General features: G+C 57.9%; 16 protein-coding genes. 13 read left to right on the plus strand and 3 right to left on the minus strand.

What is annotated here, in order from left to right:
• Positions 1-197 precede the first annotated feature (197 nt).
• From F6V30_RS11900 to pssA, 4 genes are all read left to right on the plus strand, one after another.
• Positions 198-617: a response regulator gene (locus F6V30_RS11900; RefSeq protein ID WP_191965671.1), complete on the plus strand. Its 420-nt coding sequence runs from the start codon at positions 198-200 to the stop codon at positions 615-617.
• 282 nt (positions 618-899) lie between these two features.
• Positions 900-1,916: a ketol-acid reductoisomerase gene (ilvC, locus tag F6V30_RS11905; RefSeq protein ID WP_151157174.1), complete on the plus strand. Its 1,017-nt coding sequence runs from the start codon at positions 900-902 to the stop codon at positions 1,914-1,916.
• Between the two features lie 69 nt (positions 1,917-1,985).
• Complete coding sequence (locus tag F6V30_RS11910) at positions 1,986-2,645, plus strand: phosphatidylserine decarboxylase family protein (RefSeq protein WP_151157175.1); 660 nt, start codon at positions 1,986-1,988, stop codon at positions 2,643-2,645.
• 16 nt (positions 2,646-2,661) lie between these two features.
• A complete protein-coding gene (gene pssA / locus F6V30_RS11915) occupies positions 2,662-3,456 on the plus strand; it encodes a CDP-diacylglycerol--serine O-phosphatidyltransferase (protein ID WP_191965672.1) in 795 nt (264 codons plus the stop codon).
• A 156-nt stretch (positions 3,457-3,612) separates the two neighbouring features.
• Here pssA and F6V30_RS11920 read toward each other — a convergent pair whose 3' ends face one another.
• On the minus strand, positions 3,613-4,083 hold the full coding sequence (locus F6V30_RS11920; protein ID WP_151157176.1) for a metallophosphoesterase family protein: 471 nt from the start codon (positions 4,081-4,083) through the stop codon (positions 3,613-3,615).
• Between the two features lie 65 nt (positions 4,084-4,148).
• Here F6V30_RS11920 and sppA point away from each other — a divergent pair, with 65 nt between their 5' ends.
• Entirely contained in the window at positions 4,149-5,036 is an 888-nt protein-coding gene (sppA, locus tag F6V30_RS11925) for a signal peptide peptidase SppA (RefSeq protein WP_151157177.1), read from the plus strand.
• An 81-nt stretch (positions 5,037-5,117) separates the two neighbouring features.
• Here sppA and F6V30_RS11930 read toward each other — a convergent pair whose 3' ends face one another.
• Positions 5,118-6,173, minus strand: coding sequence for a 3-deoxy-7-phosphoheptulonate synthase (locus tag F6V30_RS11930; protein ID WP_151157178.1), 1,056 nt, complete (start codon positions 6,171-6,173; stop codon positions 5,118-5,120).
• A gap of 131 nt (positions 6,174-6,304) precedes the next feature.
• On the opposite strand from F6V30_RS11930, the gene F6V30_RS11935 reads away from it, so the two are divergent.
• The 7 genes from F6V30_RS11935 to rodA all read left to right on the plus strand — a co-directional run bounded on the left by F6V30_RS11935 (position 6,305) and on the right by rodA (position 12,851).
• Complete coding sequence (locus F6V30_RS11935) at positions 6,305-6,931, plus strand: hypothetical protein (RefSeq protein ID WP_151157179.1); 627 nt, start codon at positions 6,305-6,307, stop codon at positions 6,929-6,931.
• The gene (gmhB, locus tag F6V30_RS11940; RefSeq protein ID WP_151157180.1) at positions 6,922-7,497 is read left to right on the plus strand and encodes a D-glycero-beta-D-manno-heptose 1,7-bisphosphate 7-phosphatase; all 576 of its coding nucleotides are present in this window, start codon (positions 6,922-6,924) and stop codon (positions 7,495-7,497) included. The genes F6V30_RS11935 and gmhB overlap by 10 nt, the downstream gene beginning before the upstream one ends.
• 71 nt (positions 7,498-7,568) lie before the next feature.
• Positions 7,569-8,468, plus strand: a complete 900-nt coding sequence (rfbA, locus tag F6V30_RS11945) for a glucose-1-phosphate thymidylyltransferase RfbA (RefSeq protein ID WP_151157181.1) — start codon at positions 7,569-7,571, stop codon at positions 8,466-8,468.
• A 68-nt stretch (positions 8,469-8,536) separates the two neighbouring features.
• Entirely contained in the window at positions 8,537-9,355 is an 819-nt protein-coding gene (mreC, locus tag F6V30_RS11950) for a rod shape-determining protein MreC (protein ID WP_151157182.1), read from the plus strand.
• Positions 9,348-9,836: a rod shape-determining protein MreD gene (gene mreD / locus F6V30_RS11955; RefSeq protein ID WP_151157183.1), complete on the plus strand. Its 489-nt coding sequence runs from the start codon at positions 9,348-9,350 to the stop codon at positions 9,834-9,836. Before mreC ends, mreD begins: the two co-directional genes overlap by 8 nt.
• Positions 9,833-11,758 carry a penicillin-binding protein 2 gene (gene mrdA / locus F6V30_RS11960; protein WP_151157184.1) on the plus strand — a complete coding sequence of 642 codons (1,926 nt, stop codon included), beginning with the start codon at positions 9,833-9,835 and terminating at the stop codon, positions 11,756-11,758. The genes mreD and mrdA overlap by 4 nt, the downstream gene beginning before the upstream one ends.
• Positions 11,751-12,851 (plus strand): rod shape-determining protein RodA, encoded by a 1,101-nt coding sequence (gene rodA, locus F6V30_RS11965; protein ID WP_151157185.1) that lies wholly within the window; start codon positions 11,751-11,753, stop codon positions 12,849-12,851. The genes mrdA and rodA overlap by 8 nt, the downstream gene beginning before the upstream one ends.
• Before the next feature lie 51 nt (positions 12,852-12,902).
• Here rodA and ptsP read toward each other — a convergent pair whose 3' ends face one another.
• Positions 12,903-15,260 carry a phosphoenolpyruvate--protein phosphotransferase gene (gene ptsP / locus F6V30_RS11970; protein ID WP_275938146.1) on the minus strand — a complete coding sequence of 786 codons (2,358 nt, stop codon included), beginning with the start codon at positions 15,258-15,260 and terminating at the stop codon, positions 12,903-12,905.
• Positions 15,261-15,473: 213 nt separating this feature from the next.
• Between ptsP and F6V30_RS11975 the strand changes: the two genes are divergently transcribed.
• Positions 15,474-16,271 carry a tetratricopeptide repeat protein gene (locus F6V30_RS11975; protein WP_151157187.1) on the plus strand — a complete coding sequence of 266 codons (798 nt, stop codon included), beginning with the start codon at positions 15,474-15,476 and terminating at the stop codon, positions 16,269-16,271.
• The last annotated feature ends 19 nt before the right edge of the window (positions 16,272-16,290 follow it).

The raw sequence follows: 16,290 nt of genomic DNA on the forward strand, positions 1-16,290 counted from the left end.
TATATCATTGTAATTATTAAGTTAAATTGAAAGTGTTAAAAAAATTACCACTTCTGGCCGTTGCAATATGCCCCATTGTACGTTTCAAAAGGTCGTCGGCATGTAACTCTCGGATACCATGCGTTTTTACGAGATGGCACGAGAGTTGATAGGTGTCAAATGCACCGTACCCCATGCCCGGCACGACGGAGACATCAATGGCACGATCACTTCAGCCCGCACACATCGAGAACGATGGCCAACAGAAACAAAGAACGATATTGGTGGTCGATGATGAGTTGCTGGTGCGGCAAATGTTGCAGGATTGCCTCGAGGAGTACGGTTTTACCGTGCTTACCGCTACGGACGGGGTAGATGCATGCGGGCTTTTCATGAAGGAATTCGCCCGGATCGACCTGTTGGTGAGCGACGTGCTCATGCCGAGGATGAACGGCTTTTATGCCTATCAGGTCATGTGCAGGATCAAGCCGGGGTTGAAGGCCATTTTGGTGAGTGGCTACCCAGATAGCGCCGATATGATCAACGAAGGGAACATAAATATTCCGGAATTCCTGTCCAAGCCGATCAGCCCCAGGGAATTGATCTCGAAGATTCACGCAATGCTGGGTAACGTATGACGGCTCAGGCGGAGAAGTACTGCGCGGCGTGAGGATGGCAATCGCAAGAAGGTGCGGTAATGATGCCGGAATACCCGGCAAAAATGAGAAACGCGGTATTTTGTAAACAAAAACGCCCCCTTCGAGCAAGGAGGCGTTTTTGTTGTCTCGGGCTTCGACCCGGCTTCTTTTTGTGGTAATTTATTGACAGCTGTCGGGGAATGTACTATTTTCAGAACTTGTTTTATCAACGGTTTGTACCGGTTTTTCCGGAAAATTTCGTAGGAAGGATGGAACAATAGTATGAAGGTCTATTACGACAAAGATTGTAACGTAGCACTTCTGAAAAAGAAAAAAGTCGCCATCGTCGGCTATGGTTCTCAGGGGCATGCCCATGCCCTGAACCTTAAAGATTCGGGTATCGACGTACTCGTCGCTCTGAAAAAGGATTCCGCTTCCGTTAAGAAGGCCAAGGACGCCGGGTTCAAGGTCGTTACGGTTGCCGAAGCCGCCAAGGTTGCCGATGTTCTGATGATTCTGCTCCCGGACGAAATCCAGGGCGACGTCTATCGCGAAGAGATCGCTCCTTACCTGAAAAAGGGCGCTTCCATCGCCTTTGGCCACGGCTTCAATATCCATTTCGGCCAGATTGCCCCCCGCGAAGACATCAACGTCTTCATGGTGGCCCCCAAGGGACCGGGTCATCTGGTGCGCCATGAGTACACCAAGGGAGGCGGCGTGCCCTGCCTGATCGCGCTGCACCAGGACCCCTCCAAGAAGACCAGGGATCTGGCGCTGGCCTATGCTTCGGCCGTTGGCGGCGGCCGTTCCGGCATCATCGAGACCTCGTTCAAAGAGGAAACCGAGACCGACCTGTTCGGCGAGCAGGCCGTACTGTGCGGCGGCATTGCCGCCCTGATCCAGGCTGGATTCGAGACCTTGGTGGAGGCTGGCTACGCCCCGGAGATGGCATACTTCGAATGCCTGCACGAAACCAAGCTGATCGTTGACCTGATCTATGAAGGCGGCATCGCCAACATGCGCTACTCGGTCTCCAATACCGCCGAATATGGCGATTTGACCCGCGGTCCGCGCGTCGTCAACGCCGAAACCAAGAAGGAAATGAAGAAAATCCTCGACGAAATCCAGACCGGAGAATTCTGCAAGGAATGGATGCTGGAGAACAAGGTCAACAAGCCGACCTTCAGCGCCCTGCGCCGTCGCGGTTCCGAACACCAGATCGAGCAGGTCGGCGCCAAGCTGCGTGCCCTGATGCCCTGGATCGGCAAGAACAAGATCGTTGACAAAACCAAAAACTAGAATAATTCTACGCATTCGACACCCCTTTGCCCGTTGGGAGAGGGGTGTCTGCGTGTTCAGGCAGGTTGCATGAATAAATCGACCCCATTTGCCAGAGAAGGTTATCCCTTCATCGCTTGTTCCGCCGGATTGACGCTTCTTTTGGCCGTGGCCGCCTGGAAATGGTGTTCTCTGGCGCTGGCTGCTTCTGCTGCGCTGTTCTGCGTAGCGACCCTGTTCATCCTCTACTTCTTTCGTAATCCCGAGCGTACCCCGCCCATTGACGGGCACGCGATAGTTGCCCCTGCCGACGGGACGGTGATCGTGGCTGAGTGCGTTCCCGAGACGCCGCTCGGCATCCCGGCGCTCAAGATCAGTATTTTCATGTCGGTCTTCAATGTGCACGTCAACCGCGTCCCCTTCGACGGCACGGTAGTAGACACCTTTTACCATCGCGGCAAGTTCTTTGATGCCCGTGACGGCCGGGCCTCCTTCGAAAACGAGCGCAACGGCATCGTCCTGGAAACCGCCGGCGGTGTTCGGCTGGCTTTCGTGCAGATTGCCGGCCTGGTTGCGCGGCGAATCGTGTGCTACGCCCGGACCGGGGATTCGTTGAAACGGGGGGAGCGTTACGGGCTGATCCGCTTCGGGTCGAGGGTGGATGTGTACCTGCCGGTTGACGTCCAGCCGCTGGTAAAGCTTGGAGATGTAACCGTGGCGGGTGAAACCGTGCTGGGGCGTCTCGCATAGGCGGAGAAAGCGTGGCATGAACTCTGAACTGAATGAAAAAAAGGCAGATAGAGCCGAAAATATTAAAAAAGGCATCTATATCCTGCCCAACCTGTTTACGACCGGGAGCATGTTTGCCGGTTTCTACAGCATGGTGGCCAGCCTCAACGGCAATTTCGATGTCGCTGCGCTCTGGATCTTTGCCTCTGCCGTTTTTGACGGCTTGGACGGCAAGGTCGCCCGCCTGACCGGAACGACCAGCAAGTTCGGCGTCGAGTACGACTCCCTGGCCGACCTGGTGTCGTTTGGGGTGACCCCGGGGTTGATGATGTATGCCTGGGCGCTCAAACCGTTCGGCCGTCTCGGTTGGCTGGCGGCGTTCCTGTTCGTGGTCTGCGGCGCGCTGCGCCTGGCGCGTTTCAACGTTCAGGTCAATACGGTGGAGAGCAAGCGTTTCGTGGGGTTGCCCATCCCGGCGGCAGCCAGCATGGTGGCCGCAACCGTCCTTTTGTTCCATCATTTCGGCTGGCCGAGCACGTACAAACGGCTGGCTATTCTCGTCCTGATCTACCTTCTTGCCTTCCTGATGGTGTCGGGATTCCGCTACTACTCATTCAAGGATCCGGCGCTGATCAAGCGGCAGCCCTTCGGCTTCCTGCTTCTGGCCGTGGTGCTGCTGATCGTTGTGGCCGCCGAACCGGCGGTGATGACCTTTGGCATCATGCTCGCGTATGTTGTGTCCGGCCCATTGGGGTTCGTGGTCGGATGGCCGCGCCGCCGCCGCTTGGAAAAGGCGGTGCATAAGGGGCATGGAGCGGCTGCCGGACGCTAGCAGGTTGTTGAAAAACAGCCATCAGGCCTTCATCCTCGAAGGCCCTTTTGCGCGGCGTAGCGCTGCTACGCCTCCGCAGGGCCTTTTGCGGGTGCGACGGTCCGACTATTTTTGAACAACCTGAGTTTTTCAATAGCCTGTTAGAGAATACGGGGATCAGGGGATGTCGTGCAGGCGGGCGTTGATGGACTCTTCCGAGATTTCGATGGTGGCGAACGTCTTGTTGGCCGCTGTCCGCGTCAGCGTGCCGGGATTGAGGAACAGGATGCCGGATGTGGTGATGCAGGTGGCGCGATGACTGTGACCGAACAGCACTATGTGGGCGCAAACCTCGACCGCCCGTTGTTTCAGTCTTTCCAGCCCGCCCTTGACCCCGTAAGCGTCCCCATGCACCAGCAAAACACGTTTGCCCTCACATTCCCACAGCACCTCCCGCGGCACCGAGGCGTCGTGGTCGCAATTGCCGGAAACGGCGATGACGTCAAGATGCGTCAGGTTGCGCAGCAGGTTTGCGTCCTCCATGCCGTCCCCGAGATGGATGACGGCGTCCACAGGCTCCGTCAGGCTGTGGGCCTGCAGGGCAGGGGCAAAATTGCCGTGGGTATCGGACACCACCAATACTTTCATGGTGATAGTGTAGCAGAAGTCGGGGTGTCATGGCACCCAAAAATTGTCGACCCGGGTGGCCCTGCATGATAAAGAAAATTGCCTTGATCTTCCTTGCCGCCGCGGCAGCCTTCCTGATCCTCTTTGCCGGCTCCCTGCTGATTGCCAAGGCGATAATCGGGGGAATGGATGCCAAGCTGGCGGACAAGGAGGGTGTTGGACTATTGGAGGTCCGGGGGATGATCCTCGACTCCAAGGACACGATCCGCCAGCTGCGCTATTTCCTCAAACAGGAAAACATCAAGGCGGTGGTGCTGCGGGTTGATTCACCCGGCGGGGTGGTGGCGCCGTCCCAGGAGATCTACGAAGAGGTCAAAAAGTTTGCCGCCAAGAAGAAGATCATCGTTTCCATGGGGAGCCTGGCCGCCTCGGGCGGTTACTACATCTCCGCTCCGGCCACGCTGATCTACGCCAATCCCGGCACCATCACCGCCAGTATCGGCGTGATCCTCAAACTTTCCAATATCGAAACGCTGATGGACAAGATCGGTATCAAGTCCTATACCCTCAAAACCGGCAAGTTCAAGGATTCCGGCTCGCCGCTGCGGGAGCTTTCCCCGGAAGACCGCGCCATGCTCCAGGCGGTCATCGACAATACCCATGAGCAATTTGTCCGGGCGGTGGCAGCCGGGCGCAAATTGCCGCTCGAAGATGTGCGCAGGATTGCAGACGGCCGCATCCTCTCGGGTGAACAGGCCAAGGGGCTGAAGCTGGTCGATCGGCTGGGAACCCTCCAGGACGCCATTGATGAGGCTGGTCGCCTGGCCGGCATCGCCGGTGATCCCGAGGTTATTCACGCTCCCAAGAAAAAAATCGACTACCTGGATGTGTTGGCTGACGGCATGGAAGGCAAATTCAGCGGCACTCTGAGGAATGCCGCCGGCGGGATGCGCTTGATGTACGAAGCGGAGTAGGGGAGCGGCGCGAATGGTGAATGGTGGAAAGCGCTTTTTTGCCGCCCGGCCTTTCACCATACACGATTCACATCGTGCATTTCACCTTTTCGCCTTACGCAGCCGGTCGTGGGCGGCGAGAATGATCCTTTCGGTCGTGGACCAGTCGATACAGGCATCGGTGATGGAAACGCCGTATTTCAACTGGCTGGGATCGGCAGGGATTTTCTGGCTGCCGGCCTCCAGGTTGCTTTCGATCATGACGCCGGAGATGGAGCTGTTGCCGTCCATAACCTGCTGGATGACGCTTTCCAGGACCTCCGGCTGTTTCTGGTAATCCTTGTTGGAGTTGCCGTGGCTGCAGTCCACCATGATGGTGGGGAACAGCCCGTTCTTTTTGAGGCTCTCTTCGGTGGCGGCGATATCTTCCGGGGTGTAGTTGACCTTGCGGGAGCCGCCCCGCAAAACGATGTGGACGTCCGGGTTGCCGCTGGTCTGGATGATGGAGGTCCGCCCCTCGCGGTTGATGCCGAGGAAGCTGTGGGGGTGCTGGACCGCCTTCATGGCGTCCATGGCGATCTGCAGATTGCCGTCGGTGCCGTTTTTGAAGCCGACCGGAAACGAGAGGCCGCTTGACATCTCCCGATGGGTCTGGGACTCGGTTGTCCGGGCCCCGATGGCGCCCCAGCTGATCATGTCGGCCAGGTATTCGGGCGTAATCGGGTCCAGCATCTCGGTGGCCACCGGCACGTTCAGGGATGTGATCTTCAGAAGCAGGCCACGGGCGATGCCGAGCCCCTTGGAAATCAGGTGGCTGTGGTCCATATCCGGGTCATTGATCAGCCCTTTCCACCCGATGGTGGTGCGCGGCTTCTCGAAATAGGTCCTCATGACCAGGAGCAGGCGGTCTTCGACCTTGCGGGACAGCAGTGCCAGGCGTTTGGCATATTCAACGGCGGCCAGCGGGTCATGGATCGAACAGGGGCCGACCACCATCATCAGGCGCCGGTCCCGGCGATGGATGATCTCCTTGACACGTTCGCGGCTCGTGTTGACGAACTCGCGGTCACGGTCGGAGAGCGGAAAGACCTGCCGCAGTTCCGCGGGAGCGATGACAGGCGTTATGGCGGTGATCTTGAGGTTGTTGGTCTTAATCATGGTGTGTTCCGCCTTGTTCGAAAAATGTACTCGCAGCTTGTGCAAAATAGAACGATTAGCGTTGGTTTGTCAAATAGTTGTTTACACCACTTTGATGCCGTGTCCGGCCGTGTCCCCAAGGAGGGGCTGCTATGTTCTCGAGTGACGTTGCCATCCAATTCCTGACCATCGGCGGAGTGGCTATTGCCATTATTGTGGCAGTCGCCTGGTCCACCAAGTCGGTTATCGTGCACGAAATCAACAAACGGCACGACCTGTTCAAACAGCAACTCCATCTGGATGTCACCCATACGCTCGACCAGTTCAGGAACGCCCTGACCGAGGAAAAGATGATCTTCGGCGCCATGCAGGACAGCAGGTCGGATTCCCTGGTTCAATTATACGGCATCATGATAGACATCGGCAAAAACGGCCGGATGCTTTCCCGGCCGGGGCAGAGCAATCTCGCGGCGGTTGTCTCCCTTGCCCAGGACTTCCTGACAGCCATCCAGGAATTTTTCGATGTCTACCAGAAGAACGGTATCTATTTCAGCGACGAGTTCTGCTCCGCCATGAATGCCTTCATGGCAGAGGATGAAGGTATTGTTGCGGAAATCACCGCCACGGTCGGCACCCCTGCCGCCATTTTCCAAGATGAACAAAAGAAGATTGCGGATATCCAGCGGTCCTGGAGCACGTTTGAAATGCGCATTCCTGTCATGATTGCGGAAATGAAGAAGGAGTTTCGCCGCTTGGTGGGCGGTTCCAAATGGTTTTAGGCGCCGGCGCTCAGAAACGGGCCGTCTTCGTGGACCGGGACGGCACCATCAATGTGGAGAAGGACTACCTCTACCGGATCGAGGATTTCGAGTTTATCCCGGGGGCGCCGGAGGCGATCAGGCGTTTGAACGAGGCCGGTTTTCTGGTGGTGGTCGTTACGAACCAGTCCGGTGTCGCTCGGGGATACTACACCGAAGAGGATGTTGAAATCCTGCACCGTCATATTGCCGCCGAACTCGGCAAAGCGGGTGCGCGGGTGGACGCCTGGTATTACTGCCCCCACCATCCGGCGGGCCGGGGCAGTTACGCACTCCCCTGCCGATGCCGCAAACCCTTGCCGGGCATGCTTATGGAGGCGGCCTGCCGCCACAACATCGACCTTGCGGCCTCGGTCATGATCGGCGACAAACTGGCCGATATGAAGGCCGGGATTGCTGCCGGCTGCCGCACAATCCTGGTGCGAAGCGGCTACGGCGCCTCCGAGGAGGCGCGGGTCTTGTCGGGGACATCGGTGTATGACGACCTGCTGGCCGCTGTTCTCTCCCTGGTGCCCACGTGTGGATGAGGTTTGACAGGTTGCCGTCAGGCATGTCATAATTATTGGTCACATTAAATCACCCGAAAAGGATTCCCCCCATGCCTCTCGGTATCACCAAAGGTATTATTCTGGCCGGCGGCGCAGGCAGCCGCCTGTTCCCGTTGACCCTGGTGGCCAGCAAACAGCTGCAACCGGTCTACGACAAGCCAATGATCTATTATCCCCTGGCAACCCTCATGGCGGCCGGCATCAGGGATGTCCTGCTGATTTCCACGCCCCACGACACCCCCCGGTTCGAGAAGCTTTTGGGTGACGGTTCCCGCTGGGGCATCACCATCACGTATAAGGTTCAGCCCGAGCCCAAGGGGATCGCGCAGGCCTTCCTGGTCGGAGAGGAATTTATCGACCGCAAGCCGGTATGCCTGATTCTGGGGGACAATATATTCTACGGCAAGATGAATCTGGATCGTATCTTTGCGGAGTTCCAGGGAGGGGCGCGCATCTTCGGCTATCAGGTCAATGATCCCGAGCGCTATGGTGTCGTTGAGTTCGACGCATCGGGCAGGGTGCTCAGCATCGAAGAAAAACCGAAAGAGCCTAAATCCCGCTACGCGGTCCCCGGTCTCTATTTGTACGATAGCACGGTGGTGGATACGGCCAAGTCCATCGCCCCATCACCGCGGGGAGAACTCGAAATCACCGATGTCAACACGGCCTACCTGCGGCGCGGCGAGTTGACGGTGGAGCGGTTGGGGCGGGGCATCGCCTGGCTGGACACCGGCACCCACAAGAGTCTCCTGGAAGCCAGTAACTTCATCGAAACCATCGAGTCGCGTCAGGGACTCAAGATCGCCTGTCTGGAAGAGATTGCACTGCGCCGCGGGTTTATCGATTGCGTGCACATGAAGCAGCTCATTGATAAAACTCCTCATTCGAGTTACCGCGACTATCTCATGCGGGTATACGGTGAAAACGAGCTCTGCGGCACAAACCAATAACCTGCGGGAGTAAGGCGGGAGACGACGGCCGGGCGGTCTGTTATTACGCCTGCATCGAGTTGACAGATATGGATTTTATTAAAAAATACGCGCTCTTCATCCTGACGGCGGTCGCCATCCTCGCGGCCCTGATCTTCTATTCCATCAATATCCCCCACAAACGCGATGCCAACATCGTCGAGCGCGGGATCATGACCGTTTTCGGGCCGATTGCAAAGCCGTTTTTCCAATTGAGCGTCTTCGGCGAGACGGTCTGGACCAATTACCTCGATCTGGTGAATGTGCGCCAGGAAAACCTGCATCTGATTCAAGAGGTCAAGCTGCTTAACAGCCGTCTCATTGCCGCGGAAGAAATGGTGCTGGCAAACAAGCGCCTGAGCCAACTTCTGGACGTCAAAAATTCGATCAAGGCGCCAACCCTGGCCGCCAGCGTGATCGGAGAGGACCTGAGTCCCTGGTTCGGAACCCTGGTCATTGATCGCGGAAGCTCCAGCGGGATCACCGAGGGGATGGCCGTGGTGGCGGCTGACGGTATTGTGGGCCAGATTGTCAAGGTGGCCCCCTCCAGTTCCCGGGTGCTGCTCTTGACCGATCATTCCAGCGGCATTGCCGCCACCATTCAGCGGTCGCGTGCCAGGGGCGTGGTCAAGGGTAAGGGGGACGGGCTCTGCCAACTTGAGTTCGCCACCCGCGGAGAAGATGTCAAGGTCGGAGACATGGTTGTTTCATCCGGCATCGGGGGGGTATTCCTCAAGGGGCTGCCGATCGGCGAGGTGACCATGGTGAAGCGCGGGGAGTATGGGATTTTCCAGACGATAACCATCCGTCCAACCGTGAATATCACCCATCTGGAGGATGTGCTCGTGGTGGTGAACACCCATGACTAAAGTGGGGGTGGCACTGATCGTTATCGTGTCGGCTCTGATACTGCAGTCATCGGTGCTGCCGGTTCATATCGCTTCGCCCTTCAAGCCGGATCTGTTGCTGATCATCGTGGTCTACCTGGCTTTGCGTGGTTCGTTCCAGGCGGGAGCGCCCCTGTCCTGGGGACTGGGGATTGTCAAGGACGTATTCAGCGGGATTTATCTGGGGCTCAATGCCTTTAGTTTTCTCCTCATCTTCCTGGTTATCAAGAATATTTCCGACCGGCTCTACACCGAGAGCGCGCCGCTTTTCGTGATAACCGCCAGCGTGGCCACCTTGAGTTGCGTCGCCATCAATCTTCTCCTGCTGGTCATGTTCACCGCGTCACCCGGCATTGCCTACTCAATGGGCCTCGGTTTGCTGCCCCATCTTCTGGTGAATGCCTTTGTCGCCTCCCTTGTCCCCCTTATTCCCGGTTTCGACCGCCCGCTGGAAACACCATGAAAGAACAACGTTTCGTCCGCGAAATCTCGGAGTCCAAGAGAAGAATCCTGATCCTTTCCTTTGTGGTGGGCGGCATCTTTTTCCTGCTGCTGCTGCGTCTGTGGCACCTGCAAATCTTGAGCGTCGATGATTACCGTAACATGTCGGAAAGCAACCGCCTGCGTTTCGTACCGGTGGCCGCATCCCGCGGGGCCATCATGGACCGCAACGGTACGGTGTTGGTGAGCAACCAACCGTCATTCAGCCTGGCGGTCGTGCCCCAGGAGGTCGAGAACAAGGACGAATTGCTCGATCACCTTGCAACGCTGCTCGGCATGGACCGCGCCGAACTGAGCGAGCGCTGGGAAAAGGGGAAGGGGCGGGCCAAGTATTACCCGATTATTCTCGCGTCGAATATCAGCCGCGACCAGGTGGAGATCGTGGAGGAAAACCATCTGCGTCTGCCGGGGGTCGAGATCGAGATGAAACCGGTGCGCGAGTACGCCAGCGGCGTACTCGCGGCCCATTTGCTGGGGTATATCGGCGAGATTTCCGAGGATGAACTGAGCGCCAAGGGGTTCGAAGAGTACAACCCGGGCGATTATCTCGGCAAGAACGGCATCGAACGGAGTTGGGAAAAGGAACTGCACGGCAACGATGGCGGCCGGCAGTTGGAGGTGGATGCGCGTGGCCGGGTTTTGCGGACCATTTCCGAGTCCTACCCCACGGTCGGCAACAGTGTGGTGCTGACCATCGATGCGCGCATCCAGAAACAGGCGGAAAAGGCCTTTGGAGATCAGGCCGGAGCGGCCGTCGCCATGGACGTGAACACCGGCGAGGTCCTGGCCTTCGTCAGCAATCCCGGATTCGACCCGGCGCTCTTCAGCGGGAAGATGCCGGCGGATACCTGGAAGGAATACCTGGATGACAAGCGTCACCCCCTTGAAAATAAGGCGCTGACCGGCCAGTATCCTCCCGGTTCGACCTTCAAGATCATCACCGCGCTGGCCGGCCTGGAGGATGGCAAGATCGACGGGAACACCTCCGTGAATTGCAACGGCTCCTATGAGTTGGGAACCTCGACCTTCAAATGCTGGAACAAGCATGGGCACGGCGTCACCAACCTGAAAAAATCGCTGCGCGAGTCGTGCGACGTCTATTTTTACCAGTTGGGCGAGCGGTTGGGGGTGGATCGTATCGCCGCCATGGCGAAGCGGTTCATGCTCGGCTCGCCCATGGGCATCGGCCTGGCCCACGAGAAGGCGGGACTCATCCCCACCGCCGAATGGAAGCTGAAACGCTTCGGCAAACGCTGGTTACACGGCGAGACCGTGCCGGTCTCCATCGGCCAGGGGTATGTGTTGATGACGCCGATTCAATTAGTCTCCATGATCGCTACGGTGGCCAACGAGGGCAATGTGTACCGTCCCTACCTGGTGAAGCGCATCGTCGATGCCGACGGCAGGCCGCTCAGGGAGTTCAAACCGGAATTGATGGGTACGACCGGCATCTCGGCGGATAAATTCAAGTTGGTCAAGCAGGGGCTGTTCGCCGTGGTGAACGAGCCGGGGGGAACCGGCGGCGCGGCGCGGCTCTCTGATGTGCATGTGGCGGGCAAAACCGGTTCTTCACAAGTGGTCAAGCTGCGCGACAGCAAGCAGGCGACGCCGTACCAATACCGGGACCATGCCCTGTTTGTCGCCTTTGCCCCCTATGAAAAACCGGAAATCGCCGTGGCGGTGATCGTGGAGCATGGCGAGCACGGCGGTTCGGCTGCCGCCCCCATTGCCGGACGTATCCTCCGGGCCTGGTTCGATAGTAAGAAGCCGCCCAAAAAGGAGCCGGCACGACGCCTAAAGAACCAGGACGAGGAGGGGACTGACGAAGAGGCGGAGCCGCCCGCCAAACAACAGGGCGTGAATGAGGAAAAAGCCGATGATTGACCGCCGTCTGCTGACAAATATCGACTGGATGTTGATCGGACTGATGACCGCGATCTGCCTGCTGGGCATCATGAACATCTACAGCGCCACAACGCCCTACAAGATCGTCGGCGCTCCCTATTACCTCAAGCAATTCTACTGGGTGCTCTTCGGGTTGTTGGTCGTTACGGTCATCTGCAGTTTCGATTATCATATCCTGGAGGATTTTTCCTACTGGTTTTACGGCTTTCTGATCATCCTCCTTGTGGCCGTACTGGTGGTGGGGCGTCGTTCCATGGGGGCGACACGGTGGCTGAGCCTCGGTTTTTTCAATGTCCAGCCGTCTGAATTGATGAAGGTCGTCATCATTGCCACGTTCGCCAAGTATTTCACGAATGTGCAGACGGTAAACGGCTTGAGCGTCAAGGATGTGCTCTTCCCGCTCGGTATTTTGGCGGTGCCGGTTCTTCTGATCATGAAACAACCCGACCTGGGGACCGCTGTCCTGGTTCTCCTGATCGCCCTTTCCCTGGCGGTCTATGTGGGGCTCCGATGGTCGACGGTGGTCACCTTTGCCCTGGTGATGGTGCCGATGCTCTGGCTGGGATGGGCAAAGTTGCTGCGGCCGTATCAGAAAAACCGGATTCTCGATTTTCTTAACCCGGAGCGCTCACGCCTGGGAAGCGGCTATCACATAATCCAGAGCAAGATTGCCGTCGGTTCCGGCGGCGTCTTCGGCAAGGGGTTCGTCAAGGGCACCCAGTCCCAGCTACGTTTCTTGCCGGAGCAGCATACGGATTTCGCCTTTTCGGTATTTGCCGAAGAGTGGGGCTTTATCGGCTGCCTGGTACTGATCGTCCTGTATCTCGTCCTGGTACTGTGGGGGCTCAACATCGCCCGGCGCTGCAACGACCGGTTCGGCAGTTTGCTGGCGGTGGGGGTGACGGCCATGCTCTTCTGGCACATCGTCATCAATATGGGGATGGTGATCGGCCTGTTTCCGGTGGTGGGGGTGCCGTTACCGTTCTTTTCCTATGGCGGCACGTCCATGATTACCTCCATGGTGGGGATCGGCATTCTGCAGAACATCAGTATGCGGCGGTTCATGTTCTAATCCGGCCGAAGAGCGGGGAGGGGGCCTGTGCGGGGCTAACCGCACAGGGCATCAGACCAGCAGCTTCTTGCGTGCTGCGTCCAGCTTCCTCCTGATATCGGCGCTGCTGGCGCAGGCAAGGACCTGGCGCGCCAGGGTGCGGCATTCGGGGATGCTGTGGGAGCGAATGGCCTGTTTGACCACCGGGATGCTGGGGGCCGAGAGGCTGAATTCCCGGATGCCCATGCCAACCATGAGCAGGGCGTTGATCGGTTCGGTAGCCATTTCACCACAGACGGACGCCTTTTTGCCGGCCTTTGTCGCCGCATCGGCCACCCTTTTTATGGATTGAAGCACCGCCGGGTGGTATGGGTCGTAATACTGCTTCACCCGGGGATTGTTCCGATCGGCGGCCAACGTGTACTGAATCAGGTCGTTGGTGCCGATGCTGACGTAATCGACTTCCTTGAGCAGGTGCTCGATGATCTGGACGGCAGCCGGTATCTCGACCATGATCCCCAGCGGTATCTCCTCGCGCAGTTCGTGCCCCTCCAGCTTCAGCTCTTCCCTCACCGAGGCGAGTATCTCCTTCACCTGACGGATTTCATCCACCGAGGAAATCAACGGAAACATGATGCTGGGGGTGCCGGCGGGGGATGAAAGCAAAATTCCGGCCAGCTGCTCCCGGAAGATGTCCTGCCGTTCCAGGGATACGCGGATGGAACGCCAGCCCAGGAAGGGATTCTCTTCGTGGGGGCAGCTAAAGTACGGCAGAGCCTTGTCGCCGCCGATATCTAGGGTGCGAATGTTGACCAATTGCCCGGGGAACGCTCCCAAAATCTTGCGATAGACGGCCGCCTGCTGATGACGGTCGGGAAAGGCGCTGCGCGTCATGTACGGGAATTCGGTGCGGTAGAGGCCGACACCCTCGGCGCCGTGCATATTGGCGACCCTGACGTCGGAAACCAGGCCGATATTGGCATTCAGGACAATGGTGACGTTGTCGCGGGTTACCGCCGGCAGCCCCCGCAGGCCTTCCAGCTCTCGCTGGCGTCCGGCATGGTCCCGCTCAAGCCGTTCGTACTCCCTCTTGATGGCGCCGTCCGGGTTGATGTAGATATGCCCGGAGGTGCCGTCCACAATGATCTCGTCCTTGACGTTGGAAGCGTCCATGAGCCCCGATATTCCCAGCACAGCCGGAATACCCAGGGATTTTGCCATGATGGCGACATGTGAGTACATGTTGCCCTTCTCGGCCACAATGCCGAGAATCTTGTCGTGGTCCAGCATGGCAAGGTCCGAAGGGAAGATCTCATCCGTTGCCAGGACCCGCTTTTCCTTCAGGGTCACCGCCGTTTTGTCGTTCCCCTCCAGGCAGTCGATCAGGCGCCGCCCGATATCTTCCATATCCGCCGACCGCTCACGCAGATAGGGATCTTCCATGGCTGAGAAGGCCTGCACGTAATGATGGACAACCTCGTGCACGGCGCGGGTCGCCCCCATCCCCTGATCGATCAGATCGCAGACCTTGCTGGAAAAGCCCCGGTCCTCGAGGATCATCAGGTGGGTGTGGAAGATCGCGGCATCACCTTCGGAAAGGGTTTCGCTGACCCGCTTCTCCATGTAGAGGGTCTGTATCTTCACCTTTTCCAGGGCCAGGCTGAGTTTGTGATGTTCATCGGCCTTGGTGCCGACCTTGGCCACCTTGATGACCTTGTCGCTGAACCGGTCGAGGATATAGACCTTGCCGCGGCAGAATCCCGCCGAAACGGCACTGCCGGCCAGCATGCGCGACGGAGAGGATACCTTTTTGTCGGTCTTTTTCACGGCCGGTGGTTCGCTGATAGCGTCGCCGTTCATTATTTTGGCCAGTTCCTGTTCAAACCACGCGCGTTCCTGCTCGGTGCGCTGGATGGAATCGAGCAGGCGGGCGTTATGCACGATGCTGCTGATCTGGAAGGTGATGGTGCGCAGGGCGCTGATCTCGTCTTCGCTGAAATCGCGGGCCTCGCGGGTTTGGATGACGATGACGCCGATGGGCGTCTTGCGTTCGAAGAGCGGCAAGCCGAGAAACGAGAGGAAGTTTTCCTCTTTGGACCCCTTGAAGTACTTATAGCGGGGATGGGCCGGGGCGTTGTCGGTCATGACCATGCCGCGGCTCTCGAACGTAAGGCCGGTGAGCCCCTCGTGGACCTTCATGGAAACGCGGTTGACCGATGCCTTGGAGAGGCCCTTGCTGGCCTTCAACACCAGGGTTTCGCCGTCCTGCTCCAGAAGGTAGATTGAACAGACATCCGTGCCCATGCGTCTGGCCACGATAGTAACGATATTGTCCAGGGTTTCATGCAGGTCATGGGAGTGGAGAATGATTGCGCTGATATCTTCCAGCGTGCGCAGGCCGATTGAGTGATGGCTCTCTTTCATGAACATCTCCAATGCAAAAATATCTCCAAACTATAGATTATTTTGCGTACGAAGTAAAAGTCTTTAAAAGTCCTGTTTGGCAAAATCGAACTATGGTACGGTATACAGGACAGGGAACTCACTTCGGATCGCCCTCCCATTAATTTTGTGGAAACATGATGAACAGTTCTGGTATCTTGCCTGCATCTAGTTACCATCCATGCATTACAGGAGACAACCATGACCGACAAACTTCTTCACGAGCTTTTGCGTAAAGGTATTGATCTCCTTGAGTCGGGAGATGCGCCGGGGGCGGTCGCCGTTCTGGAGGAGTACCGAAAGGCGTATCCCGACGACCCGGACGGCTGGTTTTGTTGTGGGGACGCCCTGGCTGAGGGGGGGAGCCTGGACGACGCCATCGCCAGCTACCGCGAGGGTCTGAAGCGTGTGCCGGACGACCCGGATGCGCTGACAACCCTGGGGGACCTCTATTTCGAGGCCGCCCGGCCCCGTGAGGCCATTGCCAGCTACCAGCGCGTGCTGGAGCTGGACCCGAAGGATGCGGATGCGCTGGTCAGCATCGGCCTGGTCTACAACAGCCAGGAACGTGGCGATGATGCCATTCGTGCCTATCACCAGGCCCTCGAACTGGAACCGGACAATGTTTTTGCCTGGAATGCCCTGGGGGACGCCCTCTATGGGCAGGGGGATACTGAAGGCGCTGTGGAGGCCTACCGGAAAGGGATCGAGATCGATCCTGACGATCCCGCCGTTCACTACAACCTGGGAGAATTATATTACGACGTGGAAGAGTTGGAGGCGGCCGAAGAGGAGTGCCGCGAGGCCGTGCGGCTGGACCCCTGCTTCAGTATGGCCTACCTGACCCTGGGCGGTATCTGCATGGATCAGGAGCGGACCCGGGATGCCGTGCACTATTTCGAACAGTATCTCGCGTGCGAAAAATCTTCCCAGGCCGAGGAGATGGTCGCCGAGGTAAAGGCGGTGGTCGAAGGGCTGAAGGATGAACTGAAGGAATGAGCTCGTTCGTGATCGGCCA

Source organism: Oryzomonas sagensis (assembly GCF_008802355.1).
GTDB classification, from domain to species: Bacteria; Desulfobacterota; Desulfuromonadia; order Geobacterales; family Pseudopelobacteraceae; genus Oryzomonas; species Oryzomonas sagensis.

Bases quoted from the DNA above. Each gene is read 5' to 3' on its own strand.
- F6V30_RS11900 (WP_191965671.1), top strand. From the start codon at position 198: ATGGCACGATCACTTCAGCCCGCACACATCGAGAACGATGGCCAACAG.
- ilvC (WP_151157174.1), top strand. From the start codon at position 900: ATGAAGGTCTATTACGACAAAGATTGTAACGTAGCACTTCTGAAAAAG.
- F6V30_RS11910 (WP_151157175.1), top strand. From the start codon at position 1,986: ATGAATAAATCGACCCCATTTGCCAGAGAAGGTTATCCCTTCATCGCT.
- pssA (WP_191965672.1), top strand. From the start codon at position 2,662: ATGAACTCTGAACTGAATGAAAAAAAGGCAGATAGAGCCGAAAATATT.
- F6V30_RS11920 (WP_151157176.1), bottom strand. From the start codon at position 4,083: ATGAAAGTATTGGTGGTGTCCGATACCCACGGCAATTTTGCCCCTGCC.
- sppA (WP_151157177.1), top strand. From the start codon at position 4,149: ATGATAAAGAAAATTGCCTTGATCTTCCTTGCCGCCGCGGCAGCCTTC.
- F6V30_RS11930 (WP_151157178.1), bottom strand. From the start codon at position 6,173: ATGATTAAGACCAACAACCTCAAGATCACCGCCATAACGCCTGTCATC.
- F6V30_RS11935 (WP_151157179.1), top strand. From the start codon at position 6,305: ATGTTCTCGAGTGACGTTGCCATCCAATTCCTGACCATCGGCGGAGTG.
- gmhB (WP_151157180.1), top strand. From the start codon at position 6,922: ATGGTTTTAGGCGCCGGCGCTCAGAAACGGGCCGTCTTCGTGGACCGG.
- rfbA (WP_151157181.1), top strand. From the start codon at position 7,569: ATGCCTCTCGGTATCACCAAAGGTATTATTCTGGCCGGCGGCGCAGGC.
- mreC (WP_151157182.1), top strand. From the start codon at position 8,537: ATGGATTTTATTAAAAAATACGCGCTCTTCATCCTGACGGCGGTCGCC.
- mreD (WP_151157183.1), top strand. From the start codon at position 9,348: ATGACTAAAGTGGGGGTGGCACTGATCGTTATCGTGTCGGCTCTGATA.
- mrdA (WP_151157184.1), top strand. From the start codon at position 9,833: ATGAAAGAACAACGTTTCGTCCGCGAAATCTCGGAGTCCAAGAGAAGA.
- rodA (WP_151157185.1), top strand. From the start codon at position 11,751: ATGATTGACCGCCGTCTGCTGACAAATATCGACTGGATGTTGATCGGA.
- ptsP (WP_275938146.1), bottom strand. From the start codon at position 15,260: ATGTTCATGAAAGAGAGCCATCACTCAATCGGCCTGCGCACGCTGGAA.
- F6V30_RS11975 (WP_151157187.1), top strand. From the start codon at position 15,474: ATGACCGACAAACTTCTTCACGAGCTTTTGCGTAAAGGTATTGATCTC.